31 protein-coding genes and 3 pseudogenes are annotated in these 25,214 nt (G+C 65.2%); 16 read left to right on the plus strand and 18 right to left on the minus strand.

Annotation, left to right across the window (positions count from 1 at the left end):
* Positions 1–216, plus strand: a pseudogene (sod, locus tag IEV64_RS15410) (superoxide dismutase [Mn]); the annotation flags it as partial.
* 233 nt (positions 217–449) lie between these two features.
* Positions 450–632, plus strand: a complete 183-nt coding sequence (locus IEV64_RS15415; RefSeq protein ID WP_188424341.1) for a hypothetical protein — start codon at positions 450–452, stop codon at positions 630–632.
* 61 nt (positions 633–693) lie between these two features.
* On the opposite strand, the gene IEV64_RS15420 is transcribed toward IEV64_RS15415, so the two are convergent.
* Positions 694–1,581 (minus strand): DMT family transporter, encoded by an 888-nt coding sequence (locus tag IEV64_RS15420; protein ID WP_188424342.1) that lies wholly within the window; start codon positions 1,579–1,581, stop codon positions 694–696.
* 173 nt (positions 1,582–1,754) lie between these two features.
* Between IEV64_RS15420 and IEV64_RS15425 the strand changes: the two genes are divergently transcribed.
* Positions 1,755–2,339 carry an NAD(P)/FAD-dependent oxidoreductase gene (locus IEV64_RS15425; protein ID WP_188424343.1) on the plus strand — a complete coding sequence of 195 codons (585 nt, stop codon included), beginning with the start codon at positions 1,755–1,757 and terminating at the stop codon, positions 2,337–2,339.
* A gap of 81 nt (positions 2,340–2,420) precedes the next feature.
* Here the strand turns inward: IEV64_RS15425 and IEV64_RS15430 are convergent, their stop codons facing one another.
* The 3 genes from IEV64_RS15430 to IEV64_RS15440 form a co-directional block, all read right to left on the minus strand.
* The gene (locus IEV64_RS15430; protein WP_007276326.1) at positions 2,421–3,149 is read right to left on the minus strand and encodes an alpha/beta hydrolase; all 729 of its coding nucleotides are present in this window, start codon (positions 3,147–3,149) and stop codon (positions 2,421–2,423) included.
* The gene (locus IEV64_RS15435; RefSeq protein WP_188424344.1) at positions 3,149–4,147 is read right to left on the minus strand and encodes a ring-cleaving dioxygenase; all 999 of its coding nucleotides are present in this window, start codon (positions 4,145–4,147) and stop codon (positions 3,149–3,151) included. The genes IEV64_RS15430 and IEV64_RS15435 overlap by 1 nt, the downstream gene beginning before the upstream one ends.
* Positions 4,148–4,233: 86 nt before the next feature.
* Positions 4,234–4,986, minus strand: a complete 753-nt coding sequence (locus IEV64_RS15440; protein ID WP_188424345.1) for a pirin family protein — start codon at positions 4,984–4,986, stop codon at positions 4,234–4,236.
* A 209-nt stretch (positions 4,987–5,195) separates the two neighbouring features.
* On the opposite strand from IEV64_RS15440, the gene IEV64_RS15445 reads away from it, so the two are divergent.
* Complete coding sequence (locus tag IEV64_RS15445; protein ID WP_007276329.1) at positions 5,196–5,417, plus strand: hypothetical protein; 222 nt, start codon at positions 5,196–5,198, stop codon at positions 5,415–5,417.
* Positions 5,418–5,457: 40 nt separating this feature from the next.
* Here the strand turns inward: IEV64_RS15445 and IEV64_RS15450 are convergent, their stop codons facing one another.
* The 3 genes and pseudogenes from IEV64_RS15450 to IEV64_RS20130 form a co-directional block, all read right to left on the minus strand.
* A complete protein-coding gene (locus tag IEV64_RS15450; protein ID WP_229722686.1) occupies positions 5,458–6,147 on the minus strand; it encodes a hypothetical protein in 690 nt (229 codons plus the stop codon).
* An 881-nt stretch (positions 6,148–7,028) separates the two neighbouring features.
* A pseudogene (locus IEV64_RS15455) lies at positions 7,029–7,199 on the minus strand (oxidoreductase); the annotation flags it as partial.
* Positions 7,185–7,432, minus strand: a pseudogene (locus tag IEV64_RS20130) (alpha/beta hydrolase); the annotation flags it as partial. The pseudogenes IEV64_RS15455 and IEV64_RS20130, both read right to left, overlap by 15 nt.
* On the opposite strand from IEV64_RS20130, the gene IEV64_RS20000 reads away from it, so the two are divergent.
* Positions 7,373–7,504 carry a hypothetical protein gene (locus IEV64_RS20000; protein ID WP_268237545.1) on the plus strand — a complete coding sequence of 44 codons (132 nt, stop codon included), beginning with the start codon at positions 7,373–7,375 and terminating at the stop codon, positions 7,502–7,504. The pseudogene IEV64_RS20130 and the gene IEV64_RS20000 sit on opposite strands and share 60 nt — an antisense overlap.
* A 31-nt stretch (positions 7,505–7,535) precedes the next feature.
* Here the strand turns inward: IEV64_RS20000 and IEV64_RS15465 are convergent, their stop codons facing one another.
* Positions 7,536–7,673, minus strand: coding sequence for a hypothetical protein (locus tag IEV64_RS15465; RefSeq protein WP_161618828.1), 138 nt, complete (start codon positions 7,671–7,673; stop codon positions 7,536–7,538).
* Positions 7,674–7,941: 268 nt separating this feature from the next.
* Between IEV64_RS15465 and IEV64_RS15470 the strand changes: the two genes are divergently transcribed.
* Positions 7,942–8,283 carry a hypothetical protein gene (locus IEV64_RS15470; protein ID WP_188424346.1) on the plus strand — a complete coding sequence of 114 codons (342 nt, stop codon included), beginning with the start codon at positions 7,942–7,944 and terminating at the stop codon, positions 8,281–8,283.
* Here IEV64_RS15470 and IEV64_RS15475 read toward each other — a convergent pair.
* Positions 8,277–9,506, minus strand: coding sequence for an FAD-dependent monooxygenase (locus IEV64_RS15475; RefSeq protein WP_188424347.1), 1,230 nt, complete (start codon positions 9,504–9,506; stop codon positions 8,277–8,279). The genes IEV64_RS15470 and IEV64_RS15475 overlap by 7 nt on opposite strands.
* 215 nt (positions 9,507–9,721) lie before the next feature.
* Between IEV64_RS15475 and IEV64_RS15480 the strand changes: the two genes are divergently transcribed.
* Together IEV64_RS15480 and IEV64_RS15485 are read left to right on the plus strand one after the other, a co-directional pair.
* Positions 9,722–10,447 (plus strand): ABC transporter ATP-binding protein, encoded by a 726-nt coding sequence (locus tag IEV64_RS15480; RefSeq protein ID WP_083874953.1) that lies wholly within the window; start codon positions 9,722–9,724, stop codon positions 10,445–10,447.
* Positions 10,444–11,136 (plus strand): ABC transporter ATP-binding protein, encoded by a 693-nt coding sequence (locus IEV64_RS15485; RefSeq protein ID WP_004967914.1) that lies wholly within the window; start codon positions 10,444–10,446, stop codon positions 11,134–11,136. Before IEV64_RS15480 ends, IEV64_RS15485 begins: the two co-directional genes overlap by 4 nt.
* 175 nt (positions 11,137–11,311) lie before the next feature.
* Here the strand turns inward: IEV64_RS15485 and IEV64_RS15490 are convergent, their stop codons facing one another.
* From IEV64_RS15490 to IEV64_RS15500, 3 genes are all read right to left on the minus strand, one after another.
* The gene (locus tag IEV64_RS15490; protein WP_007276334.1) at positions 11,312–12,337 is read right to left on the minus strand and encodes a branched-chain amino acid ABC transporter permease; all 1,026 of its coding nucleotides are present in this window, start codon (positions 12,335–12,337) and stop codon (positions 11,312–11,314) included.
* Positions 12,334–13,194, minus strand: coding sequence for a branched-chain amino acid ABC transporter permease (locus IEV64_RS15495; RefSeq protein ID WP_007276335.1), 861 nt, complete (start codon positions 13,192–13,194; stop codon positions 12,334–12,336). Before IEV64_RS15495 ends, IEV64_RS15490 begins: the two co-directional genes overlap by 4 nt.
* 85 nt (positions 13,195–13,279) lie before the next feature.
* A complete protein-coding gene (locus IEV64_RS15500) occupies positions 13,280–14,563 on the minus strand; it encodes an ABC transporter substrate-binding protein (RefSeq protein ID WP_188424348.1) in 1,284 nt (427 codons plus the stop codon).
* A gap of 257 nt (positions 14,564–14,820) precedes the next feature.
* On the opposite strand from IEV64_RS15500, the gene IEV64_RS15505 reads away from it, so the two are divergent.
* From IEV64_RS15505 to IEV64_RS15515, 3 genes are all read left to right on the plus strand, one after another.
* On the plus strand, positions 14,821–15,282 hold the full coding sequence (locus tag IEV64_RS15505) for a MaoC family dehydratase (protein ID WP_007276337.1): 462 nt from the start codon (positions 14,821–14,823) through the stop codon (positions 15,280–15,282).
* A gap of 59 nt (positions 15,283–15,341) precedes the next feature.
* On the plus strand, positions 15,342–16,187 hold the full coding sequence (locus IEV64_RS15510; RefSeq protein ID WP_007276338.1) for a thioesterase family protein: 846 nt from the start codon (positions 15,342–15,344) through the stop codon (positions 16,185–16,187).
* A 139-nt stretch (positions 16,188–16,326) separates the two neighbouring features.
* The gene (locus IEV64_RS15515; protein WP_188424349.1) at positions 16,327–17,967 is read left to right on the plus strand and encodes an acetate--CoA ligase; all 1,641 of its coding nucleotides are present in this window, start codon (positions 16,327–16,329) and stop codon (positions 17,965–17,967) included.
* Between the two features lie 78 nt (positions 17,968–18,045).
* Here IEV64_RS15515 and IEV64_RS15520 read toward each other — a convergent pair whose 3' ends face one another.
* The 4 genes from IEV64_RS15520 to IEV64_RS15535 form a co-directional block, all read right to left on the minus strand.
* Positions 18,046–18,825, minus strand: coding sequence for an SDR family NAD(P)-dependent oxidoreductase (locus IEV64_RS15520; RefSeq protein ID WP_007276340.1), 780 nt, complete (start codon positions 18,823–18,825; stop codon positions 18,046–18,048).
* A 4-nt stretch (positions 18,826–18,829) separates the two neighbouring features.
* Positions 18,830–19,651 carry an enoyl-CoA hydratase/isomerase family protein gene (locus tag IEV64_RS15525; protein WP_188424350.1) on the minus strand — a complete coding sequence of 274 codons (822 nt, stop codon included), beginning with the start codon at positions 19,649–19,651 and terminating at the stop codon, positions 18,830–18,832.
* A 438-nt stretch (positions 19,652–20,089) separates the two neighbouring features.
* The gene (locus IEV64_RS15530) at positions 20,090–20,374 is read right to left on the minus strand and encodes a 2Fe-2S iron-sulfur cluster-binding protein (protein ID WP_007276342.1); all 285 of its coding nucleotides are present in this window, start codon (positions 20,372–20,374) and stop codon (positions 20,090–20,092) included.
* A 1-nt stretch (position 20,375) separates the two neighbouring features.
* A complete protein-coding gene (locus IEV64_RS15535; RefSeq protein ID WP_007276343.1) occupies positions 20,376–20,861 on the minus strand; it encodes a GNAT family N-acetyltransferase in 486 nt (161 codons plus the stop codon).
* A gap of 199 nt (positions 20,862–21,060) precedes the next feature.
* Between IEV64_RS15535 and IEV64_RS15540 the strand changes: the two genes are divergently transcribed.
* The 5 genes from IEV64_RS15540 to IEV64_RS15560 are packed head-to-tail and all read left to right on the plus strand — an operon-like array spanning position 21,061 to position 23,548.
* The gene (locus IEV64_RS15540; RefSeq protein ID WP_007276344.1) at positions 21,061–21,936 is read left to right on the plus strand and encodes a Phenylacetic acid catabolic protein; all 876 of its coding nucleotides are present in this window, start codon (positions 21,061–21,063) and stop codon (positions 21,934–21,936) included.
* A gap of 1 nt (position 21,937) precedes the next feature.
* The gene (locus IEV64_RS15545) at positions 21,938–22,312 is read left to right on the plus strand and encodes a metal-sulfur cluster assembly factor (RefSeq protein WP_007276345.1); all 375 of its coding nucleotides are present in this window, start codon (positions 21,938–21,940) and stop codon (positions 22,310–22,312) included.
* A 38-nt stretch (positions 22,313–22,350) separates the two neighbouring features.
* Positions 22,351–22,512, plus strand: coding sequence for a phenylacetic acid degradation PaaB family protein (locus IEV64_RS15550; protein WP_229722690.1), 162 nt, complete (start codon positions 22,351–22,353; stop codon positions 22,510–22,512).
* On the plus strand, positions 22,509–23,288 hold the full coding sequence (locus IEV64_RS15555) for a Phenylacetic acid catabolic protein (protein WP_007276347.1): 780 nt from the start codon (positions 22,509–22,511) through the stop codon (positions 23,286–23,288). Before IEV64_RS15550 ends, IEV64_RS15555 begins: the two co-directional genes overlap by 4 nt.
* Positions 23,285–23,548, plus strand: coding sequence for a PaaD-like zinc ribbon domain-containing protein (locus IEV64_RS15560; protein ID WP_188424351.1), 264 nt, complete (start codon positions 23,285–23,287; stop codon positions 23,546–23,548). Before IEV64_RS15555 ends, IEV64_RS15560 begins: the two co-directional genes overlap by 4 nt.
* Before the next feature lie 36 nt (positions 23,549–23,584).
* Here IEV64_RS15560 and IEV64_RS15565 read toward each other — a convergent pair whose 3' ends face one another.
* On the minus strand, positions 23,585–24,016 hold the full coding sequence (locus tag IEV64_RS15565; protein ID WP_004967931.1) for a pyridoxamine 5'-phosphate oxidase family protein: 432 nt from the start codon (positions 24,014–24,016) through the stop codon (positions 23,585–23,587).
* 9 nt (positions 24,017–24,025) lie between these two features.
* Entirely contained in the window at positions 24,026–25,180 is a 1,155-nt protein-coding gene (locus IEV64_RS15570) for an acyl-CoA dehydrogenase family protein (protein ID WP_188424352.1), read from the minus strand.
* Positions 25,181–25,214 lie beyond the last annotated feature (34 nt).

Below are 25,214 nucleotides of genomic sequence, written 5' to 3' on the forward strand. Positions count from 1 at the left end.
TCGTTCTCGAACCAGCTTCGGAACGTCGTCGTCGACAAGCACGACCAGGGCGCGCTCTGGGGTAGTCACCCGATTCTCGCGCTAGACGTCTGGGAGCACTCGTACTACCACGACTACGGCCCGGCCCGCGGCGACTTCGTCTCTGCGTTCTTCGAAGTCGTCGACTGGGACGAACCCGCCGCTCGCTACGAGCAGGCCGTCGAACTCTTCGAGTAACGCCGCATCGCCGACCCGGCGCGCTTCCCGCGCGACCACCACAGGTTACCGTGAACGGGTGCCCGACCGAGGGTATCCGGCGGGGTGAGTTCATCCCGCCAGACCGGCACCCTTCTGCCGAACGTCCGACGTATCTCCCGGCGAGCGGTGCGACCGGGCGTGACCGGGCGCGCTCGAAAACGCACTTTGTTTCAATCAAAGTTCATAACTACTCGGAAGCGAATGTTCGGGTTATGAGCACCCCACCGTGGACCGCCGAATTCGCCGCGCTGAAGTCCGAATGCGCCGTCGAACTCGCCTCGCTACTGGAGGAATATCCACAGCCGGTCGTCTACGAGGTGATGAGCGAGATGCTCCGCCGCGAGATGCGCGACCAGTTCGCCGTCTCGTTCGCCGAGTCGAAACTGGAGGAGTAGACGTCGAACGCCGTCACGTCGGTCGGTTCCGGGCCCGGTCGACGCGACGACGCCCACCACGTCAGTCGGCGTTCACGAGGAAGACGCCGACAGCGAGAACAGCGCCCCCGCCGAGGAGTTCGAGGCCGACCGGCTCGCTCAAGACGACGGCGCCGAGCAGGATGCCGACGACCGGCTGGGCGAAAAAGAAGACGCCGACGGCGCTCGCGTCCGCGTACTCCATGCCTTTGTACCAGCAGTACCACGCGGCCGCGGTGCTCAGGAGACCGAGGTAGAGCACCGCGCCCACGACCGGAAGCGAGGGCGAAATCGAGTCGAACGCCGCCGGGTCGAGATAGAACTCCACCGGGACCAGCGCCCCGAACAGGGGCACCGACAGCACCGTCGCGTAGGTCGCGGTTTCGAGCGCCGAGTACCGCCGGATGAGCGGCTTCGCGAACACCGAAAAGGCGGCGAAACAGAGCGACGACAACAGGAGCAACGCGGCGCCGGAGGGGTTCCCGCCGGCGAGTGCGGTCACGTCGTACTGCCCCGAGAGGACGACGAGCGTGCCGACCGTCGCCAGCGCCGTCCCGACCGACTTCCGGCGCGTGAGGGGTTCGCCGAGCGCCGTCACCCCCAGCGCGAGCATGAACACCGGCGTCAGGACGGTCAACAGCGAGCCCTGACTCGCGTTCGTCAGGTCGGTGCCCACGAACTGGGTCGAAAGCGCCGCGGTCAGCCAGACGGCGAGCGCGGCGAAGCGCCGCCACTCGCCGCGGTCGAACGACCGGGCGGGCGTCGTCGCTCGCACGGCGACGTAGAGGACGCCCGCGCCGAGCGCGACGCGCAGGAAGGCGAGCGTCAGCGGCGGAATCGACCGGAATCCCCACTTGCTGACGACGTACATTCCACCCCAGATGCCCGCCGCGAGGAGGGGAGCGGCGGCGAGGAGTCGGTCGCGGTCCATAGCCGAGGCACACGAACCGAGACACTAAGAGCGAGGGGAATCCGGAATCGACTGCGGCGAGGCGACGCCGCGGGGCGCGCCGAGCGTCGTACCCCACGGCCGCACGTAATCCAGAGGAATACAAAATATCCGCTTTGCCGAGGTTCTTTATCGAGTGCGCTAGTACATGGAACATGGCAGACGTAATCGTCATCGGCGGCGGTCCCGCTGGTCTGACAACCGCCCTCTTCACCGCGAAGAACGGGCTCTCCACGACGGTCTTCGACACCGACAAGACGTGGATGCACAAGGCGCATCTGTTCAACTACCCCGGAATCGGCTCCATCGACGGTACGGACTTCATGGAGACGCTCCGCACGCAGGTCGATCATTTCGCCGCGGAACGCCATCAGGGCGAGGAAGTCACCGACGTGAGCGAGAGCGACGACGGGTTCGTGGTCACGACCGACGACGACGAGTACGAGGCCGACTACGTCGTGCTCGCCACGGGCGCGAACCGCGATCTCGCCGAGGCGCTTGGCTGTGCGTTCGACGACGACCTCGTCGACGTGGACGTGACGATGGAGACGAGCGTCGAGGGCGCCTACGCCACGGGCGCGATGGTCCGCGCCGAGGAGTGGCAGGCCGTCATCTCCGCCGGCGACGGCGCGGCCGCCGCCCTCAACATCCTCTCGAACGAGAAGGGCGAACACTACCACGACTTCGACGTGCCCGCCGACGCCGAGTCAACCTTCGGCTCCCTCGTCGACGAGGTCTAATCCACGCACCCGGTCGCGGCTCGACCGCGACCACGCACGCTCGTTTTTTCTTCGCCGACCCCCCGAGACCCGTCTGTCCGGTCAGTCGAGTCGCTCGATGAACGAGTCGATAACCCGGATTTCGTCGTCGTTGATAGCGTGGCCAAGTCCCTCGTACAGCCGACTCGTCGCGTCGGCCCCGAGCGCCGAGAAGGCTCGGGCCGACGCCTCGACGCGGTCGGGGTCCACGCGGGGGTCGTCGCGGCCGCTTCCGAAGAAGACCGGCGTGCCGTCGAGGTCGGCGTCGCCGACGTAACCGTCGCGGTCGTGGTCGCTGTCGCGGTCGTCGTCACGGTCGCCGTCGCCGCCGCGGATTCGACTTCCGATGTCGGGTCCGAGGAGGCTCCCCGAGAGCGCGACGAGGCCGCCGTACCGCCGGGGGTTCCGAACCGCGAACTCGGCGGCGAGGCACGCGCCCTGCGAGAACCCGAAGCAGACGACTCGCTCGGGCGGAATCCCGGCGTCGGCGGCGATGTCGAGTGCGGCCGACACCCGGCCGAGCGCCGAGGAGAGCCACGGCTCGTTTCGGTCGATGGGACCGGCGGCCGGGGCCGGATACCACGAACTCCCGGCGGCCTGCGGCGCGAGGTACATCACGCCGCGGTGGAGGAACTCGTCGACGAGCGTGAGGGCGTGCCGCGCCTTCGACCCGCGGCCGTGGAGCACGACGACGGCCGCGTCGGCGACCTGCGGCGGCGCCCCGGCGGTCGCAATCTCCTGTCCCTCGTGGGGGTCGGTCGCGGAACGGGGCGTGGTCGGGCGGGGAGACATCAGTTCGGCCCGTCGGCCCCGCTTCTTTCGTCGGCTTCGCTCTCTTCGTCCCCGTTCCCATTCTCGCCGCCTGCCGGCAGGTCCAGCGGACGCAGTTGGCTCTGTATCATCTCGCGGTCCTCCTCCAGCCACGGCGGCAGGTACAGCGACTCCCCGAGCGTTTCCACGTCCACGTCGAAGGTGAGCCCGGGACCGTCGGTCGCCAGTTCGAACAGGATACCGCCGGGTTCGCGGACGTACAGCGAGTGAAAGACGTGTCTGTCTTTCACCCGCGACACGTCGTAGCCGCGCTCGCGGAACAGGTCGTGCCACTCGTACAACTGGGCTTCATCCTCGACCCGGACCGCGACGTGGTGGATGCTCCCCGTGCCCTCGCGGCCGAACTCGCCGTCCCGGTCGAGGAGGTCGACGACGGTCGCCCGGTCGCCCGGCGCTCGGTAACGGACCCGGTCGCCCTCCTGTGCGACGAGGTCGAACCCGAGCGTGTCGAGCACGCTGGCGGTCACGAAGGGGTTCGTCGAGTGGAGCGTGACGCCGTGGATGCCGCGAATCGCGCGCTCTGCGGGGACCGGGCCGTCGGCCCACGGGTCGACCGACGTCTCGCCGGTGACGAGTTCGAGGTCGGTCCCGTCGGGGTCCGAAAACCGGAGAACGGTCTCGTCGAAGCGCTCGACCGGGCCGTCGACTTCGACACCTCGGTCGGTGAGGCGGTCCGCCCAGTAGTCGACGGCCTCGGGGGGAATCACCAGCGACGCGGTCCGAATCTGCGGCGTGCCGGGCCGCCCTGGCTCCTCGGCGGGGTACGGGAAGAACGTCAGGGCCGTCCCGGGCGACCCCGTCTCGTCGCCGTAAAACAGGTGGCGCGTGAACTTCTCGTTGAAGTTCACCGTCTGCTTGACGAGGCGCAGGCCGAGCGTCGTCGCGTAGAAGTCGACGTTCGCCTGCGCGTCGCGGACGATTCCCGTGACGTGGTGGATTCCGGCGGTGTCTGTGAGCATCGAGTTGGGTGAGTCGGTTTGCACGATGGGCGGGTGTGGCGGGGACGGTTCGGCGGCGGAGACGTGTCGGTGGCGGCGATGCCGCGTCAGCGACTGATAGTCCCCTGTCGAGTGACGGGCGCGTCGGGGTCGACGAGGAAGGCGACGACGGTGGCGTCCTCGTCGGCGGTGAGCGTCAGTCCGACGTCGTCGACGAGCAGGCCGCTTTCGGTCTTCCCGAAGCGCGTGCCCGCGGCCTCGACCGCGCCGTCGAACACGTAGAAGTACGCGTCTCGACCCTCGATTTCGGGGAGGTCGGCGCTCGACCCGGCGTCGAGGCGGAGGTCGAAGAGGTCCACTTCGTTGCGGACGAAAAGCGGCGCGTCGGACTCCTCGGGGCCGAACAGATGCCGCCACTCGCCCTCGACGGGGGCGTCGATGGGTTCGTGTTGGACGTTCGGCTCCAGCCCGAGGCTGTGGGGCCGGACGAACATCTGGAGCATGCGGAGCGGCGAGTCGTCAGCGCGGGTGAACTCCTCGTGCCAGAACGTCTCGCCCGCGTTCATCACCATCAGGTGGTCGGCGTCGGTGACGAGGTCGTTGCCGTCTTGGTCGCCGTGGCGCATCACGCCGGCTGGCACCCACGAGATGATTTCCTCGTCGCGGTGGGGGTGCATCGCGATGTGGGTGTCGGGGTCCATGAACGACTCGACGATGGTCGCGAGCGGGCCGTAGCCGTGGTCCGCGTGGTCCGGGAGGGCGCGCCCGGGGAAGTTGAAGTGGGTCCGGAACTTCCCCTGATTCTGGGAGACGTCGGTTCGCTCCGCCTTGTAGAGCTTCGTCTCGGAGCCGACTTTCATTACGCACGCACCTACGCGTCGAATCTATATACCTTCTCGGCGACGTGACCGAAAGCAGGTGACATCGGTGTCACTGGGCTCGGGAATCGGGACCGTTGCCGAATGCCCGGCCGCGAGTCGGCGGAACTCACGAGATGGCGAGGGTCCGGTTCCGCATCGACCGCTCAGTGACAACGGTTTTGTTCGTGACAACCGACAGGGTAGTCGACATGGAGACGAGTCGGTTGACGCCACGGCAAAGCTGGCTGTTCGTCGTGCTGAGCGGCATCGTCGCGGCGGGAGTGGTCTACGTGTTCGGCCCGGCCGACGCTGGCGTCCCCGCGTCGGTGGCCGTCGGGGGCGTGGTCAGTCTCATGTTCGCGGTCGGCTACGCGGTCTCCAACGAGCGGGTGAAACAGGTGCTCCTCGATTTGCTGTCGCTTCTGCCCTGAGACCGCCCCCGACTCGACCGACTCTGAACGACCCACGGCGTCACCAGCCCTGCCGCAGTACGAAGGCGGCGTGCCCGAACACGGCCAGCAGGAAGGGAACCGAACCGGCGGGCCAGACGACGACCGTGCCGAGCGGAATCGCACCGAAAAAGAGCGCGGTCACGGCGAACCGAACCCACACCCAGTCGGCCGATTTCGGCGTCGAATCCGACCGAATCGACACGTCGTGTCGTCGGAGCGTTTCGCGGAACCGGGATTCGACCCCGTCCGGAACGAGAAACATCGAGGGCTTGTTGACGAACGACTTCTCGTAGTACAACCGGGCCGCAGTCCGGTTGCCGAGCGTCACGAACCTGGCGGCTTCGACGTCCGCGAGCGACGTGGTCACGTCCTCGTCGCTCCGAAACAGCGAGGGGTCGCCCATGTGGTAGGTGCTTTCGAGCTCACCGGCGTCCCCGTCGACCGTGACGCTCGTGCGGACGAACCGCTCCGAACTCTGGAGGACCGCCGTCAGTATCACCGCACAGTACATACTGTACACGAACGGGTCGCGGTCACCGGCGAGCGCCCCGAAAATCAACAACGCGAGGGGAGCAACGGCGAACACGCTCCACCACAACACGCGGCCGAAGTCGACGCCGTTGAACGCGATTCGCATCGGGAGACCCCGCAGTCCGCTCACGTCCGCGGTCCACGCTATCTCGGGTTCGGTCTCGTTGGAATCGCTCACTCGTCATCGGATTGCGCGCGCTGGTATAATCCCCGCGGTACTCTCGGGGTGCCACTTCCGCGACCGTAGTTCGTCCGGCACTCTGCGCGCCCTTCAACGACATCATTCTGATATATTTTATATAGTATTGTATACCTAATTCGTTCTACGAACCATCGACTGACGTTCCATACACGCGAACCGGGGGGCTAACGCTTCGTGATATCTTGGGGAATAAGCCGCCCCACGGTCGAATATCGGACGATTCTGTCTGATCGGGACGCTCTCGACCGCGACAGAGTGCCTATCACTGTCACCGACGAGCGACACGACTCTTGACAGACGAGAGCTCAGAAAATTCGGTGAGAGAGTGATTCTACCTGTGTTTTTCGTATCGAGCGTATCTTTTGATGGAGATAACTCTGCTCAGATATTATTGCTTTAAACACACAATACTAATATAACAGTTCAGATACTACTCTGTCGGTGGACCGACCACGTCGGACCGGACCGCCGCTTCGTCCGCGGACGCGCCATCGATGCTGTTGGCTTCGACCGCCGTGACGTCGTCGCCACCCTCGACCGCCCTCCGTTCGGGACTCGAAAGTCACTGAATTACAGAGAGATCTGTGTAATATCGTACATCTGTGTGGGTAGATACTGGTATTGTTTCTGTTTTGGTAGTCGATTCCAGCCCCGGTTCCGGAAGTCTCACTTCGCTCGTCGAACACGCGGCGTGATGGACCTCCGCGGGCGATTAACGTGGCCGGTCGACGACGCGTTCGAACCGAACGGAGGCTCTATTCAGGCCCGAGAAAAGAGACGTCCGGGCGTGTCGAGCATCCCCGCAGTGTCGCCGAGCCGTCGAAACGCGGCCCCGAGGGGGAGCTGTTCGAAGCCGATTAGGGCTGGACCTGGTCGAGGGGACGGATGAGAACTTCGTTGATATCGACGCGCGCGGGCTGGGTGACGACGAACGTGATCGTCCGCGCGATGTCTTCGGGCGCGAGCGCGTCCATCGTGCCGACGTAGTCTTTGACGTTCTTTTGGACCTCGTCGTCGGGGATGTGGTCGGGGAAACTCCCTCTTGGCGTCGGATTCGACGGGTCGTACATCCTTCGAGACTCGACCCGGCGGGGACCTCTTGGAGCCGGTAACTGACGCTGGCGATAGCGCAGTCCCACTCGGCGGGGTACCGCTCCGGCGTCGGGACGTTCGCGCGCGTCTCCGCTACCCATCCGCCGCCGTGGACGTAGACGACGAGCGGCGGGTCCTCGCGCTCCGGCACGTAGAGGTCGAGCTTCATCGCTCCCTCGGGACGCTCCGCGTAGGTGACGCCCTCGTAGACGGTGATGTCGTTCATGTCTGCCACGAATAAGGTCGAGGCGACTACAAAAAGATGCGTGAGTTCACGCCCGATTCCGCGGACCGAGGGAGGGGAAGACTACCCCCTTCAGGCCGTTGAGGACGAACCCGCGGACGTCGTACTGTTGCACCGAGACGAACGGCACGACCATCGGAATCCGCGTCGGTGTCGTGGCGGCCATCATCGGTGCCCAGAGCGCGCTGACCTGCCCCTGAAAGTATCCCTCCGCGACCGGACAGTTGTACAGTCTGCCAATCGTACGTGGCGAAATGTCATTTGAATGTGTTCGCAACGACGAACCGCTACGCGGGACACCTCGCGCGGACGACCGACCTCGAAACCAGATGTCGGTCTCGGGTTGTCGAACCAGACCCGCACTTCGGGCCACCACACTCGCGCGAACACGCACGAGCGGGTGGTTTTAGGTACCTCTGGAACGAGCGTTCGGTATGTCGTTCGAATCCGACCTTGAAGCGACTGCCGAGGCCGCAGACGACCTCCCCGATGCGGAGGACATCGTACAGGACCGCGACGAGATTCCGATTCAGGAACTGTTCGATGCGGCGTTCATGACCGCCCACACCGACTTCGACAGCTTCGACGAGATGGTCGAGGCCAGTCCGTCGGACGCGACCACCGCCGACGACCTGTCGTTGGTTCCGGACGGGACGTGGGACGAGTTCGTCGCCGAGACGACGGTGTTCGACGACGAAAAGGAGATGGTGTTCGCGGTCCGCGACCACTGGGTCGCAGAACAACTCGGGCTCGACGAGTCGCTGTCCAGTCAGTAGTTCCCGGTCGTGACAATCGGCGGCGGCGTGTGGGGACCGTACGGCGCGTCGTCGAGATACTCGCCGGCCGGCTCGAAGTACGCGGCGAGCGACGCCGCGGCCTCTTTTCGGAGCACCGTCACCGGGTCGTCACCCTGCAGATAGTCGAGGGCCTGACCCGCGGCGTCGAGGTTGTACTCCGCCGCCTTCTCGCGGCGAGCGGCGAACAGCTCCACCTCGTCGCGGGCGACTGCGTCGCTGTGCGCCCGGTAGCCGACCGCGATAGCGGACGCCGCCTCGTCCGCGTCGGCGACCCCGGAGTTCATTCCCCGCGCGCCGAACGGTGCGAGCAGGTGCGCCGCCTCGCCCACCAAGAGAACGCGGCGATGCTCGTCGACGAAGCTGTCGGCCATCACCTGCAGGAACCGATAGGTGGACACCCACTCGATGTTGTCCGCGTACTTCTCACCCATGACCGCCGCGACGAATTCCCGCATCCGCTCGTCGCTGGTGAGCTCTTCGGGGTCGTCTCCCTCGATGCACTGGATGTCGAGCCGCCAGCCGCCGGTAAACGGGACGAGGAGGACGTTCCGGTCGCCGACGGCCGGGTCAGCGTAGTGAAACAGCCGTTCGAACGGAAGCGGGTCGTCTTCGACCTCGTCGACGTCGGCGATGATAAAGGAGTTCTCCGACTGGTCGCCTTCGAACTGTGCGCCGATTTCCGACCGGACGGTCGACCCCCCGCCGTCGGCTCCGACGAGATACGGCGTCTCCCACGTCTGTCCGTCCGCCGTCTCGACGCGGACGCCGTCGGGACTCGATTCGACGGTCTCGACCGCCGCGTCCCAGTGGATGTCGATGCCGGCTTCGGCGAGCGCCTCGTGCATGTACGCCTCGGTCGTCACCTGCGGAATGCTCGTGAAATGAGGGATGTCGCCCGACCCGCCGGGGCTGTCGTACGTCCGCGAGAACACCTCCCTGCCGTGATAGAGCGTCCGCCGAGTCGGCCAGACGAGGCCCTCCTCGACGAGGTCCGTCCCGAGTCCGGGATGCACGCGTTCGAGGGTTCGGAGCGTCGCACCGTGCACGTAAATCGCCCGACTCCCCGAGCGGTCGCGGTCTTCGGACTCCGCTTCGACAATCGTGACGGGCACCCCGCGGGCGTGTAGCGCGAGCGCCGTGGTCATGCCGACGGGGCCGGCTCCCGCGACTAACACTGATGATTCCGTGTCATCGTTCGTCATAGATAATATGATATCACGATACGACTGGCATATACGTTGTGGTCAGCGCAGTCATCCCCGTCGTCGGACGGGTGGTCCGACGGCGTACTGACCGGGTCGCACGTCGCGTTCAACTGACCGCTCGTCACGAGACCGGTCACCGACTCGTCTTGTGGTCGTTGGCGGTTCCGCGCGCACGAGAAAACGTTATAACGGTTGCCCAATCTTAATGAACTATGTTAACAGTGGCCGATCTCCGCAAGGAATTCGGTGGATTAGTCGCGGTCGACGATGTGAACTTCGAAATCGGCTCCGGGGAAATCGTCGGGCTCATCGGTCCGAACGGGGCCGGCAAGACCACGTTGTTCAACAGCATCACGGGCGTTCTCCAGCCGGAAAACGGGTCGCAAGTCACGTTCGACGGGACCGACATCGTGGCGCTGGAGACCCACGACATCGCACGGCGGGGCCTGGTTCGGACGTTCCAAATCGTCCGCGTCTTCGACGAGATGACCGTCTTCGAGAACGTGATGACGGGGGCGCTGTTCGGCACCGACGAGTCGATTTCACAGGAAGAGGCCGAAGAACGCGCCCACGACGCGCTGGCGTTCATCGGCCTCACGGAGAAAGCGGAGCTGACGACCGGCAACCTCCCAATCGCGCAGAAAAAGCAACTTGAACTGGCGCGCGCGCTCGCCTCTCGGCCGAACTTACTGCTCTTAGACGAAATCGCGAGCGGGCTCACGCCCGGCGAGATTGCCGACCTCACCGACACGATACGGCGACTCCGCGACGAACGCGGTATCTCCGTCTTCTGGATTGAACACATCATGGACGCCATCATGGGCGTCGCAGACCGCATTATCGTCCTGAACAGCGGGCGGAAGCTCGCGGAGGGGACGCCCGCCGAAATCAGGGACAATCAGGCCGTCGTCGAGGCCTACCTGGGGGACGAAGCATGATCGAAGTCGACGAGATTGACGTGTCCTACGGCAACATTCAGGTGCTGTGGGACCTGTCGTTCACCGTCTCCGAAGACGACCGCGTCGTGTCCATCGTCGGGCCGAACGGCGCGGGGAAATCGACGCTCCTTCGGGTCATGTCGGGTCTCCACCCGGTCGACGACGGCCGCGTGACCGCGTGGGGCGACGACGTGGCGGGCCTGGAGCCCTCCGATATCGTCAAGCGCGGGTTCGTCCACGTCTCCGAGGAGCGGAACCTGTTCGGCGACATGAGCGTCCGCGAGAACCTTGAGATGGGCGCGTACACCCAGCGGGGGTCGCTCGACGAGACGATGCAGGAGGTGTTCGAGCTCTTCCCGATTCTCGAAGAGCGACAGGACCAACGTGCGGCCTCGATGAGCGGGGGCCAACAGCAGATGCTCGCTATCGGTCGCGGACTGATGGCGAGGCCGAAGATTCTGGCGCTCGACGAACCCTCGGAGGGGCTCGCGCCGAAGATAACGAACCGGGTGTTCGAGAAAATCGAGGAAATCAGCGATAACGTGACCGTGCTCCTCGTCGAACAGCACGTCCACAAGGCGCTGGGGCTGGCCGACCGGGCGTACCTCCTGGAGAACGGCGAGATAATCACGGAAGACACGGGACCGTCGCTCTTGGAGTCCGACCACATCAAAGAGGCGTACCTGTAGCGCTGACGTGTAGCGCCGACGCGGTTCTGGTTCTCACGGGACGGTCGCTTTTCTGCGGGCTGTCGGGCTGTCACTCTCGGTCGTTGGAGAGGTGAGCCGTCGCTGTAGTGGTGTGAGAACCGACGGCCCGCGTTAGAATGAAGACAGGAAGGAATCCGAATCCGAACGAACCGAGTCAGCGGCTTTCGACGTCCGTGCCACCCCCCTCAGGTTCGTCAGTGAGACCGAGGTCGCTCAGCACGTCTCGGGCGGAGCGAACGACGCCCTGTCGGAAGTAGAGGAACAGCACGATGAGGAGCGCGCCGAAGATGGCGGACCGCCACGTCTGGAGGCTCTGGGCCGAACTCAGGAACTCCTCGATACCGACGATGATGGTCGCGCCGACGATGGGCCCCATCGTGGTCCGCAGGCCGCCGACGACGAGGACGATGAGGACGATGACGTCGACGGCGATGAAGGTGAAGCCACCCGGGAGGATGTACCCCGACTCGCGGGCGAAGAACGCGCCGACCAAGCCGATGAGGAACGCGGCGACGAACCCCGCGATGGTCTTGTACCGGACGACGTCGATGCCGATGGATTCGGCCGCGACCTCGTCTTCCCTGATGGCGTCGAACGCGATGCCGTACTTCGAGTGGACGAGCCGGAGGTAAAACCCGAGCGTCGCCACGAGCAGGAGCAACACGAGGTAGTAGAGCACGAGCTTCGTCTCGATGCCGACCGCGTCGGCGACGACCTCGAGGCCGAAGTACTCGTACGGGAATCCGGTCGACCCGCCGGTGATGCCCCGCGCGCCGACGAATATCTCGCTGAACACGAGTTGGAGGTTCAGCGTGAGAATGGAGATGAGGACGACGGTGAAGTTGCGTTTGGCGGAGACGTAACTGACGAGGAGGCCGACGAGGCCGCACGCCAGCGCCGCCACGGGGAGCGTGACCCACGCGGAGATGGCCAACGCGTCGGCCAAAATCGCCGTCGTGTAGGCGCCGAACCCCGCCAGCCCGCCCATGAACAGGAACAGTTGGTCCGTGTGTCCGAAGACGATGTTGAGCGCGACCGCGAACAGCGCGATGAGCAGGAGGTGGGCGAGGACGCTCTCGTAGTAACTGCTCCCGAGGACCGCGAGCGGTGCGAGCGCGAACACGACCGCCACGATGGCGACGTTTCGCACCTCGGTGCCGAGCGACGGTCTGGAGCTCATGATATCGCCTCCGGTCGGGCGAGGAGCACGACAATGGCGGTCGCGAACAGGATGATGGTCGCGACGTACGACCCGACGAAGAAGTTGGCGAACTGGTTGACGAGCCCGAGGAAGACGCCGGCGCTAATCGCGCCGACGAGACTCCGGACGCCGCCGACGATGGAGATGATGAGCGCGAACGTCGTGAACTCGAACCCGTTCGACACCGCGACCGCGGAGCCGGCGGCGAACACCAGCCCGCCGAGCCCGGCCACCGCGGCCGAGAGGACGAAGATGAGCGTCCGAATGCGCCGCGGGTTGACCCCGACGAGACGCGCGCCGCGTTCGTCCTGAAACACGGTCCGGGTGGCCTTCCCCAGGAACGTGCCGCGTAAGAACCCGAACAGGACCGCGAGGACGACGGTGCCGATGGCGACGATGATGAGCGAACTCCCGGTGAGCGCCGCGCCGCCGACGGAGACGGTGCCCACGTCTAACGGGAGCGTGTACCGCGACGGGAAGTAGTTGATGAGGACGCCGTCGAGGAAGACGGTCAACCCGAGCGTCGTGAAGATGCCGAGGAGGATGCGTTCCTCGCCGTCCGACCGGTAGACGAGCGAGAGAATCGTCCGGTCGACGACCAGTCCGAACAGCGCGACCGCGACGAGCGCGACCGCGCCGGCGACGACGAGCCCCATCCCGCTGTTGACGACGAGCGTCGCGACGAGCACCGCGAGGACGGCGAACGTGCCGATAGCGAGGTTGAGAACCTCGCCGAGTCCGAACACGAGGGTGATGCCCACGCCGAGCAGGGCGAGGAACACGCCGAAGGCGAGGCCGTCCATGGCGACGCCGAGGAGCGTGCTCGCCGTCACCATACGGGACACCTCCCGTCCCGAGTCGTCGTCGCTCCGCTCCGAGCGGCGAATCGGGCGACGGCGGTACCCCGACCGAATCGCGCCATCATTGGTCGGCGGGGAGTGCGGGCAGTGCGTCGGTCCGGAACTGCTCTTCGAAGCCGAAGTTCCCCTCGGGGAAGTACGACGGCGCTTCCGACGTCAGTTGGCTGTATATCTGCACCTGGTTTTTCAGCTCGCCGTTCTCCGTGTACTCGATGGGGTTCGCGAACAGGGTGTCGAACTTGATGTTCCGAATGGCGTCGGCGATGGCCGTCGAGTCCGCCGACCCGGCGTCTTCGATGGCCTGTGCCAGCATCTTCCCCGAGACGTAGCCGTACGCGGTGTGGGTGTCGAACTGGTTCCCCGTCGCCTCGCCGAAGCGCCGCGCCACCTCCGCGAACTCGTCGCTGTACACGTCGGTGTTGTGGACGTGAGTGAACCCGCCTTCGAAGGCGAGGTCGCCGAGCGCGCCCGCGATGACACCCGGCGGGAAGCTCGGGCCGGTGACGACCTCCGGCGAGTAGCCGAGTTCGTTCAGCTGGCCCGCGATGCTGAGCGACCCCGGCGGGTGGCCCGTCGCGACCATCATCTCGAGGTCCTGCGGATATCTCCGGATGAACGACCTGAAGTCGCTCGCGCCGACCGGCGCGGCCTGCACGTTCACGTCCACGTCGAAGTGCTGTTGAATCCCCGCCTCGACGGAGCGGCCCCACGCGTAGTCACCGATGATTGCGCCGACGTTCGAGTAGCCGGCCTCGGCGACGAGACTCGCCTGGGCCTGCATCGTCGTGGCCGCCGGAAGCAACCCGACTCGGAACGTGTAGGTCGTCTCCGGGGTGATTGCCTGGTTCGTCCCGGACATGTGGAGGAGCATCGGGACTTCGAGTTCCTGTGCGGTGCGTGCGGTTCGGATACCGACGTCTGACGAGACGGGACCGACCGTCGCCACCGCGTTCTCCTGTTCGACGAACCGGCGGAAGATGGTGTCCGCCTGTCCGGCGTCGCTCTGTGTGTCCGACTCGACGATTTCCAACTGCCGGCCCAGGACGCCGCCGGCCTCGTTGACTTCCTGGACCGCGAACGCGAGCCCGGCGCGGTGGGCGTTCCCCCACGGGGTGAACGACCCCGAAAGCGGCTGGAGCGAGCCGATGACGATGGGCTCGCCGGAGCCGCCTCCGGAGCTGTCGGTCTGTCCCGTCGTCCCGCCGCCTCCGGTTTCGCTCTCGGTGGTTCCCGACCCAGATTCCGTGCCGGACCCACCACCGGCACATCCCGCCAGCAGTCCGACGCCCGCAACACCGCTCAGTTTCACGAAGTTCCGTCTGCGAATTGGGTTTTTCCCGACCATGAATGTCATCATCGATTAGTGGGGTTAAATAACTTTGTGGTGTGTTGTCGTCCGCCTAGACTGGCTGACACCTCTGCGGTCGCTTGCCAGCGAACGGTGGGTTTGGCGGGAGACGCGGTAGATGTGTGTCGGTCGATGATGGTGGACAGGTTCCCGTGTTCGGGACGCGCGCGAGCCGCGGTCTGATCGCGCGCCCGCGAGAGAGCGGGGAGTCGGACACGAGCACTTATTACTTCGTTTGCGCGACTTACTGTTCGATGTCACAACGCTACTACGAAGACATCCCGGTCGGAGAGGTTCTCGACCTCGGCACCTACACGGCCGACCGAACCGAACTCCTGCGATTCGCCGAGCGCTACGACCCACAGCCGATTCACGCCGACCCGGAGGTCGCAGAGGAGACGATGTACGGCGGCATCATCGCCAGCGGCTGGCACACCGCGGGGTCGTGCATGCGCTTGCTGGTAGACGGATTCCTCGCAGAGACGGCGACGCTGGGGTCGTTCGGACTCGACGAACTCCGCTGGAAGACGCCCGTCTATCCGGGCGACACCATCCGCGTGGAGGCCCAAACGCTCGAAAAAACCGAGTCGAGCAGTCGAGACGACAGAGGCTACATCACGACCGAAGTCGAAGCGACGAACGAGGCCGCCGACGAGGTCATCTACTGGCGGGCGACGAACATCTTCCTGAAGCGGCCGACCGACGCGCCCCGGTGATACGCCACGTCCTTGCCGACATCTGAACCGTATTATAGAACGATAGTAAATGACACTCTATGCGTGTCATTGACGGCCACCAACTTCGCTTCGGCGAGATGGCCGGCCCGCTCGTCCACGGCGCGAAGTTCTTCGACTGGCAACTGATATCGACGCAGGTGTTCGCCCGCGAGGTCGGCTACTCGTTCGAGGACTTGGTCTCCGACGGGGCGATCCCCTACGCGCCCGTCGGCGTCGATACGACCGTGTATCGGTATCCCGCCTTCGGCGAAACGGTCTCGGTCGACGTCGAGGCGACTCACGTCGGCGACTCCAGTCTGGAACTGGTCTACGAGACGACCGACGGCGACGGCGAACCGCTCTCGACGGCCCGGATGACCCACGTGACGATTGCCCCGGAAGGGGGTGCGCTCTCGCTCCCGGCAGACGTCAAACAAACGCTGGCCGACCACCGGGTCGACCGGACGGTCGACGTCGGTCCCGGTGACGACCCCGAGAGCGACCCGAATCGGTATCCCACGTTCGAGGAGTCGTTCAGCGTGAACGCGCCGCACATCGAGTCGTCCGAGCTCGCGTACTTCGAGGAGTACCCGCGGTTCGCCGACGTCGCGCTGGAGTCGTTTCTCGCGGCGGACGGAGTGAGCCTGGCCGCGATATCGGGCGACCGACAGCCGTACCGCATCCGCGACTGGCACTGGGAGTTCAAATCGCCCGTCCGATTCAACTCGGAACTCGCGGTCGAAAGCGACGTTCGGGCGGTCGACGACGACGCGATTCGAGTCGAACACGCGTTCCGAACCGAGGGAACCGTTCGGATATCCGGCGTCACCGAGTACGGGTGTTTCGACCGAGCGGGGAACCCCACGACGTTCACTCCCGAGATGCAGGCTCCCTTCGAAGGCTAGCGAAATCACCCGTCGCTGTGCCGTTCGTCGGTATCTTCGCGTCAATCGCTCCGACGGCGGGTCCCCTCAGCATACAGGTGGTTATTACTGAACACACCGCAAGATATTTCGTGATTAATATTGATTATACAGCCAGCCCATGCAAGAGAAGATACCCGAGTCGTACCTACCAGACGTGGGACCGAACCTCGTTCACGCGCTACCGGAGCTCCACTACCCGGAGCACGTCAACGTAGTTACCGAACTGGTCGACCGTCACGTTTCGGAGGGTCGAGGGGACAACGTCGCCATCCGGTTCGAAGACGAGGAGATGACGTACGCCGAACTGCAACGACAGGTCAACCGCCTCGGGAACGGCCTCGTGAATCTGGGCGTCGAGCCCGGTGACCGCGTGGTCGTTCGGTTCACGAACCGCCCCGAGGCAATCGTCTCCTGTCTCGCCGCCCAGAAGATCGGTGCGGTGGCGCTCCCCTCGATGAAACTGCTCCGCGCGGCCGAGCTCGTCCACATCATCAACAACGCCGAGGCCTCGACGGTCGTCGTCTACGACGCGCTTCTCGACGAAATCGACGAGGCGCTCCCGCGGACCGACACGGTCGAGAACGTCGTCGTCGTCGAGCGAAACGGCGTCGAACACGACCACACGGACTACGACGAGCTGACTGCCGGAACCGACGACGACCTCGACGCCCACCAGACGACCCGCGACGACCTCGCGCTCATGCTCTACACCTCCGGGACGACGGGCGAACCCAAGGGGGCGACACACACGCACAGACAGGTGCTGGCGACCGCGGACAGCTACGCCCGGTACTGTCTCAACCCCACCGAAGACGACGTGTTCGGCGGGAATCCGCCGCTCCCCTTCGCCTACGGCTACGGCGACTTGGTGACGATGCCGCTCCGGTTCGGCGCGACCACGAGCCTCGTCGAGAACGCGTCTCCCGGCGATCTGCTTCAGGCCGTCGAAGACCACGGAATCACGATTATCTGCTCGATACCGACCGCGTACAACCAGATTCTTCAGAAGTACCCCGACGGTCCCGAGGAGTACGACACCTCGTCGCTCCGGATGGCAATCAGCGCCGGCGAACCCCTGACGCCGAGCACGTTCAACAAGTTCAAAGACAGCTACGGCGTGGAGATTTACGACGGTATCGGCACCACGGAGATGCTCCACATCTTCGTGAGCCACCGGGAGGGCCAGGACATCGACCCCGGAGCGACGGGCTACCCGGTCCCCGGCTACGAGTGTAAGGTCATCGACCCCGACACCGGCGAGGAGCTTCCGCGCGGCGAGGCGGGTCTGCTCGCGGTTCGCGGGCCGACCGGCATCTCGTACTGGAACCGCCCGGAGAAACAGGAGAACGCGCTCGTCGACGGCTGGAGCCTCCCCGGCGACATCTACATCCACCGCGAGGACGGCCGCCTCGAATACAAGGCCCGAGAGGACGACCTCATCATCTCCAGCGGCTACAACATCCCCGGCCCGGAAGTCGAGGCAGTGCTACAAGAGCTCGACGAGGTGTCCGAGGTCGCCGTCGTCGGCGCGCCCGACGAGGAACGCGGCCAGGTGGTCAAGGCCTTCGTTATCCTCGCAGACGGATTCGACGCGAGCGACGAGCTGACCGAGTCGCTCCAGAACCACGTCAAGAACACGCTCGCGCCGTACAAGTATCCGCGTCGCGTCGAGTACGTCGACGAGCTTCCGCGGACCGAGACCGGTAAGATTCAGCGCGTGAAGCTCCGGGAACGCGAGCGCCAGCGGCAGGAAGCCTGAGAATCGGACGATCTGACGGTGGGACGGTGAGTCGTCGGGGCGGTTTCGCCCCGGGAGAATTCGGTCGAAGTCGAACGACTACCGCCGGACGTAGCCGCCGTCGACGTGAACCGTCTCGCCGGTGATCCAGCTCGCGGCGTCGCTGGCGAGGAACACCACCGCGTTGGCGACCTCTTGGGGGCGGCCGACCCGTTCGAGCGCGTACGACTGTCCCAGTTTCTCGCGGTACTTCTCGACGAACGCCTTGGTGGACGGCGTCTCGACGGTGCCCGGACAGACGCAGTTGACGCGGACGCCGGACCCGCCGACCTCCTTGGACATCGTCTTCGTAAACGAGCGGTTCGCGGCCTTCGCCGCGCCGTACACCGCCAGTCCGGGGTCGTTCCCCCGGTAGGACGAACTCGCGTAGTTGACGACGACGCCGTCGCCGCGCTCGACCATCCCGGGGAGCGCCGCGTGCGTGCAGTTGAGCGTCCCGTACAGCGAGACGCCGAGCTTCTCGTCCCAGTCGGCCGGCTCCGAGTCGAGGAACTTCTCGACGCCCGCCACCCCGGCGTTGTTGACGAGGACGTCGAGCGAGCCGAACTCCTCGACGGTCGCTTCGACCATCGCCACCGCCGCGTCGTACTCCGAGACGTCGGTTTCGAGGCCGACCGCGCGGACGCCGTGCGCGTCCGCGACCCGCTCCGCGACCGCCTCCGCGCCCGCGCCGTCGATGTCGGCGACGACGACGTTCGCTCCGAGGGCGGCGAAGGCCTCGGCGACGGCCTCGCCGATGCCCTGTGCGGCGCCGGTCACGCAGGCGGTTCGCCCCTCGAAGTCGAAGCTGTCTCTGATGTCCGGCGAGTCGGTCGTCACGGCTTTACTTCCCCTCGAATTCCGGTTGCTCGTCGCTTCCGAAGGCGTCGATCGCCTTCGCGTAGTCGTCGGACTGCGCGAGAGCGGGCCACGCGTGGCTGGCGTACTCGATGCCGGCGTCGTAGCCGACGTTGCGCGTGATGTTGACCGCCTGTTTGATAGAGCGGACCGCGAGCGGCGGTTTGCTCGCGAGCTTCGACACCAGCTCGTCGACGCGTTCGTCGAGTTCGTCGGTGTCGGCGACGACGTCCGTCAGGATACCGCTCTCGGCGGCTTCGGCGGCGCTGAGTCGGTCGCCGGTCATGGTGATTTCCTTGGCTCGGCTGGCACCGACCATCGTGGTCAGCCGTTGCGCCGCGGCACCGCCGGGGAGGACGCCGAAGTTCACTTCGGGCTGGCCGAACGAGGCGGCCTCGACGGCGAACCGGAAGTCCGACGACATCACGATTTCGAACCCGCCGCCGAGACAGAGCCCGTCGACGGCGGCGACGACGGGCGCATCGTACTCTTCGAAGGCCGCACACATCTCACAGAAGAGGTCGGGGACGCGTTTTTTCTGGTGGTACGTCGAGAAGTCGCTCATCTCGCCGACGTCTAACCCCGAACAGAACGCCTTGTCGCCCGCGGAATCCACGATGACGGCCCTGACTGCGATGCCATCGGCCTCGTCGTCCAGCGCCTGGAAGGCGTCGAAGGCGTCGATGAGGTCGTGTTGCATCTGGATGTTAATCGCGTTCATCGCCTTCGGGCGGTCGAGCGTGATACGCCCCAGTCCGGTCTCCTCGTCGAACGACCAGTCGATGGTCTCGAAGTCGGTGTCTGACATCGACTGTCATTTCCATAGCGGGCTATTAATACTTAACGACGCGCACCCCCGCGTTCACAGCCGGCCTGTATACAGAACCGTATACGGATCGTCGGTTGACGCGCCACGCCGCGTGACGCCGGCTGTGGCGTCCAAATATTACAGGCATATGGCTGTAATGTCTTCTCGTAGAGACCGTCACCGAGTTCGACCGAATCGGCTTCGGACCGAACCGGGAACACCACCAATTACAGTCATATGGTTGTAACCTCCCTCAGAGGTACTTTCTCGAACGACCGTGATGAATCCCGGTCTAGAACTGTATACAGGTACGTATACACTGCCGTCGTTCGAGCGCCACGGTGGGGACTCGATGGGACGGTAATCTCGTCGTGGCGTTCGAGACGCGACTGCTCGAAGGTCGGTATCGCCAGCCAAAAACGGACGAAAGAATGGGTTTCAGGGGCCGCAGTTCGACCGAAGCTTCAGGTCCGACCGCGCTTTTGCGACGCAGGTCAGGACGTAGCCTTCCTCTTTTTCGGACTCCGAGAGGAACATCGCCTCCACTTGGTCGACCTCGCCCTCGACGACCCGGAGGGCCGAACAGACGCCGCAGACGCCCATTCGGCACTGGTACGGGAGGTCGACTCCGACCTCTTCGGCGGCCTCCAACACCGGCCGGTCGTCGGGAACCTGGATGGTGCGCCCTTCGTCGACGAACTCGACTTCGTAGTATTCGACCATGTTAGAGGCGTTCTTCGTAGACGAGTTCGACGGGGTCCAGCCCGTGGGACTCCAGCATCTTCGCGGCGGTGTCGTCGTCCGCTAACACGTCGATTCGATAGTAGTCGACCGCCCGCGGCTCTTCTTTGAACCACACGGCCGCCGCGTCGAGTAACTCGCCGGCGACGCCTGCGCCGCGGTGTTCCTCGCGCACGAAGAGGCCGTGGACGTATCCGTGGTTCGCGAGTCGAAAAATCGGATGGTCGCCCATCACGCGGGCTTCGAGGACGCCGACGGGGTCGTCCTCGCCGTCGACCTCGGCCAAGAGCACGGTGCCGTACTTCGAATCGACGAGCTGGTTCTCGAAGTAGCGGAGCCAGCGTTCGTCGGCCTGGTCGCTGTGGCCGTATCGGTCGTCGAACCGCGAGAGGTGGTCCGTGAACCCGTGCCAGAGCTCCAGTATGTCGCTTCCATCTTCGTTTTCAGCGTGACGTGTCTGAATACCCATACAACCGATACTGGACCCGACTGCCTAAAATATTCGTATCGAACTATATGTGGAGTTACATTACGGCCGGCGCGTCGTCGAGCGTCGGGGGTGGGACAGAGAAACATTCATAACGCTCGACTCTAATTGTTTGATGAGTTCGATTAGACAAGCCATGCCAACGGAAAAACAATTTAAGAACCAGCTACAGAACGGTCGGATGATCGAAGACGAGTCGGAGATGACCGAGGGGTACAAGAAGGCGTTGAAGGCGACCCTCAAGGTCTCGGCGGACACCGAACTCATGAGTGCGCCCGCGTACTACGAGATGTCGATGAACGCGCCGACGCTCGACTCGCGTGCGTCGTGTATCAGCGTCATCCAAGACGAACTCGGCCACGGTCACATCGCCTACCGACTGCTCGAAGACCTCGGCGAGGACCGCGAAGAGCTCATCTACGAGCGCGAGCCGCACGAGTTCCGCAACACCTACGGCTTCGACCAGCACCTCGAGACGTTCGCGGAACTCGTCTGCGGGCACGGTCTCTTCGACCGCGCCGGGATGGTGCTCCTGAGCGACATCGAGGCGAATACCTCGTACGCCCCGTGGAAACGCGCGCTCCGGAAGGTCGGAAAGGAAGAGCAGTTCCACCTCCGCCACGGCGAAACGTGGATGCGCCGGCTGGTCAACAACTCCGAGAAGACGAAACAGCGCGTGCAGGACGCGGTCGACTGGATGTTCCCGATGGGAATCGAGTGGTTCGGCATGCCGGACGGCAAGAAGCACAACACCGACCAACTCGACTACCGCATCAAGGGGAAGACCAACGACGAGCTCCGACAGGAGTGGATGAGCCACACCGTTCCCCTCGCGAACGAACTGGACCTCGACGTGCCCGCGCACTTCGACGACGAGGCCGAGGAGTACGTCCTCGAATACGACATGCCGGTCGCGTTCGACGCCGACAACAAGGAGTGGCGCTTCGACGAGCCGATCGGCTGGGACGACGTCCTCGACCGATGGCGCTCGCGCGGCCCCGCCAACGAGAAGTACGTCAACATGCTCCAGTCCGGCAAGTTAGAGGTGGAAGTGTAGTATGAGCGCGAACACCGCAGGTATCGGAACGGCCGGATTCAGCGTCGGACCCGAAGAGGACGCCGACGAGTTCGAACAGGAGCTCTGGGCGACCGTCGACGAGGTGCCCGACCCGCACATCCCGGTCAGTCTGGTCGACATGGCGATGATTTACGACATCGAGGTCGACGCCGGCGAGGTCACCGTCACGATGACCTACCCCTGTATGGGCTGTCCGGCCTACGACATGATTCAGGACGACGTCCGCGCCGTCCTTCGGACCGTCCGCGGCGTCACCGACGTCACCATCGAGGTGACGTGGGACCCCGTCTGGTCGAAAGACATGCTCACCGACCGCGCGCGAGAAGAACTTCGAGACGCAGGAATCGGCTTATGAAGTACCACGTATTCACCCGCAACAGATCCGGAGACGACATGATACACGCAGGAACCGTTCAGGCGGACTCGGACCGCCTCGCGCGAATCTACGCCCACCGAACGTACGACGAGGAAGACTGGGACTTCATGGGCGTCGTCCGCGAGGAGGACCTGCTCGAAGTCGACGAAGAACCCATCAGCAGTCGGAGGGTCGCATGAGTGCAGACGCCGAGAGCCGCTGGCCCGAGGTCGCCCGCGACTACGTGCAGGCCATCGCCGACACGAAGTTGCTCCTCGGCCAGCGCTACGGGGAGTGGATGCTGAAGGGTCCGAACCTCGAAGACGACATCTCCGGCGCGTCCAACGGTCAGGACGAAATCGGGCAGGTCCGACAGCTGTTCCGCCTGCTCGAAAAGCAGGGCGTCGACCGCGACTGGCTCGAAACCGACCGCGAGCCGGCGGAGTACGCGAACGCGCAACCACTGGACGAGGAAGCCGAGGCGTGGCCGACGTTCATGGTTCAGGTGGCCCTCTCCGACCGGGCCGCGTGGCTCCTGCTCGACGCCATCCGACACGAGGACTTCACCGGCATGGTCCAGAAGATGGGCGAAGACGAGTACTTCCATCTCGAACACCACGACGCTCGCCTCGAGACGCTGGCGGTCGACCAGCCCGAGGCGGTCGAAGCCGCTCTCGAACGCTACTTCCCGGGCATCCTCGCGTTCATCGGTCCCGCGACCCACGGCGCGGGCGCGGACCCGCTCGTCGAGGCGGGCTTCACCGACCGCGCGGTCGCCGAGATTCGCGGCGCGTTCCGCGAGCACTACGTGGACCTGTTCGCGGGGACCGACGTCGCCGTCCCCGCGCTGACCGACGACGTGCCGGACCCCGACGAGTGGGACGAGAAACGACGCCGGAGCGGCGACGGTCACATCGACCAGCGCGTCGCCGACCAACTGCAGGGCGTCACGAACAGGGAGTACGTCATCGAATGAGTTCCACTGAGTCGTTCCGCGGCGGAAGCGGCGGCGCATCGGACCGCGGAGCCGACACGGACGACGGCGACGGTGACGGCAACCCCCCAGAGGCCGTCTGCCCGTTCTGCGGCTCCGGCGACACCGAACGAGAGTCGAGATTCGGCGGCGAAGTCTCGAAGAGCCAGTACTACTGCAACGGCTGTCGAACCGTCTTCGAGCGCATCAAGTACGACGGCGCGATTCCGTCGACCGGCCGCGACCGAGACGGCACGCGCTGAGCCGGAGCGCGCCCGTTCGCCCTCGTCCTATCCGACTTATCCGAGTTTTCGAAAGTCCCACGAGACGGTTCGCTCGGGCGTCAGCGCGATTTTGACGCGCTCGTGGCCGCTCGCGTCCGGGATGGACTTCACGGTGCCGAACAGCGCGCGCTCGATGTCCGCCACCTGTTCTGGGTCGTCGACGACGGCCGCCGGGCCGCGCCACTGAACGCCGCGATGCTCGGCGTATTCCGATTCCCCGGCGTCGACGACCGCCGCGGCGACGCCCGTCGACCTGATGTTTTCGACCTTGACCGAGTCCGCGTCGGTCTCGAAACAGAGGCGACCGTCGACGACCGCGGCGGCGACCGGCACGACGTGCGGCAGGCCGTCCGGGCCGACGGTGGCGACGCGGGCGACCGGCGCCTCCTCGATGAGCGCTACCTGCTCCGCCCGGGAGAGAGCGATTCTGTCGTAGTTCCGAACCATGGGCGACGCTCAGAGCCCCAGCGCCGCGCTCGCCACCGTGGTCTTTTGAATCTCGGTGGTGCCGCCGATAATCGCGAGGATGCGGGCGTCGCGGTAGTACCGTTCGAGGGGGTAGTCCGTCCGGTAGCCCTTCCCGCCGTACACCTGCATGGCGTTTCGGGCACAGAACTCCGCGGCCTCGCTCGCCGTGAACTTCGCCCGCGACGACACGCGGGTGTCCCCCTCTCCGTCGGCGATGCGGACCGCGGAGTCGTAGACGAGACCGCGGGCCGATTCGAGTCGGGAGTCCATCTCCGCGACGAGCACCTGCACGGCCTGATACTCGCCGACGGCCTTGCCGCCCTGTCGCCGGTCGCCGGCGTACGCGACCGCCTCGTCGAACGCGGCGCGGCCGATTCCACAACCGATGGCCCCGAGTCCCGTCCGGGCCATGTCGATAGTGCCCATCGCGATGCGGAAGCCCTGACCGACGGCTCCCAAGAGCGCGTCCGCGTCGACCGCGACGTCATCGAACGTCGAATCGCCGGTGACGTGCCCGTGCATGCCGAGGTACTCCCCTCGCTCGAACGAGAACCCGTCGACCTCGTCGGGACTGGAGACGAGAAAGACGCTCACACCGTGGGAGTCCTCGGGCTGTGGCCGTTTCCGCGCGACGACGAGATGGACGTCGGCGACGCCCGCGTTCGTCCCGAACGACTTCTCTCCGGAGATTCGGTAGCCGGTGTCGGTCGCCTCGGCGACCGTCCCGAGTTCCGTCGGCGACGACCCCGCGCCGGGCTCGGTCAACAGCATCGACCCGACGGCGTCGCCGGCGACCATGTCGGGAAGCAGTCGCTCGCGCTGTGCGTCGGTGCCGAAGTTCAACACGGGGAGCATCGCGAACGTGTGGCCCTGAATCGTCTCCGCCACCGCGCCGCTCTCCTCGGCGATGCGCTCTATTGCGAGGCAGTACGAGAGGAAGTCGCCGCCGAGGCCGCCGTACTCCTCGGGAACGAGAATCCCCAACAGCCCGGCGTCGCCCGCGGCCTCGACGACGTCGCGGGGGAACTCCCGACTTCGCTCGATTTCTTCGGCGCGGGGGGCGACCGACTCCGTCGCAAACGTTTCCGCGCGGTCCAGCACGTCGTGGTGCTCCTCGGAGAGAGCACGCTCCAGTAACGTCATACCCTCTCCTCGTGTGTCGAGGACCTTATCTGTA

The organism is Haloferax sulfurifontis (assembly GCF_014635105.1).
Taxonomy (GTDB): domain Archaea; phylum Halobacteriota; class Halobacteria; order Halobacteriales; family Haloferacaceae; genus Haloferax; species Haloferax denitrificans.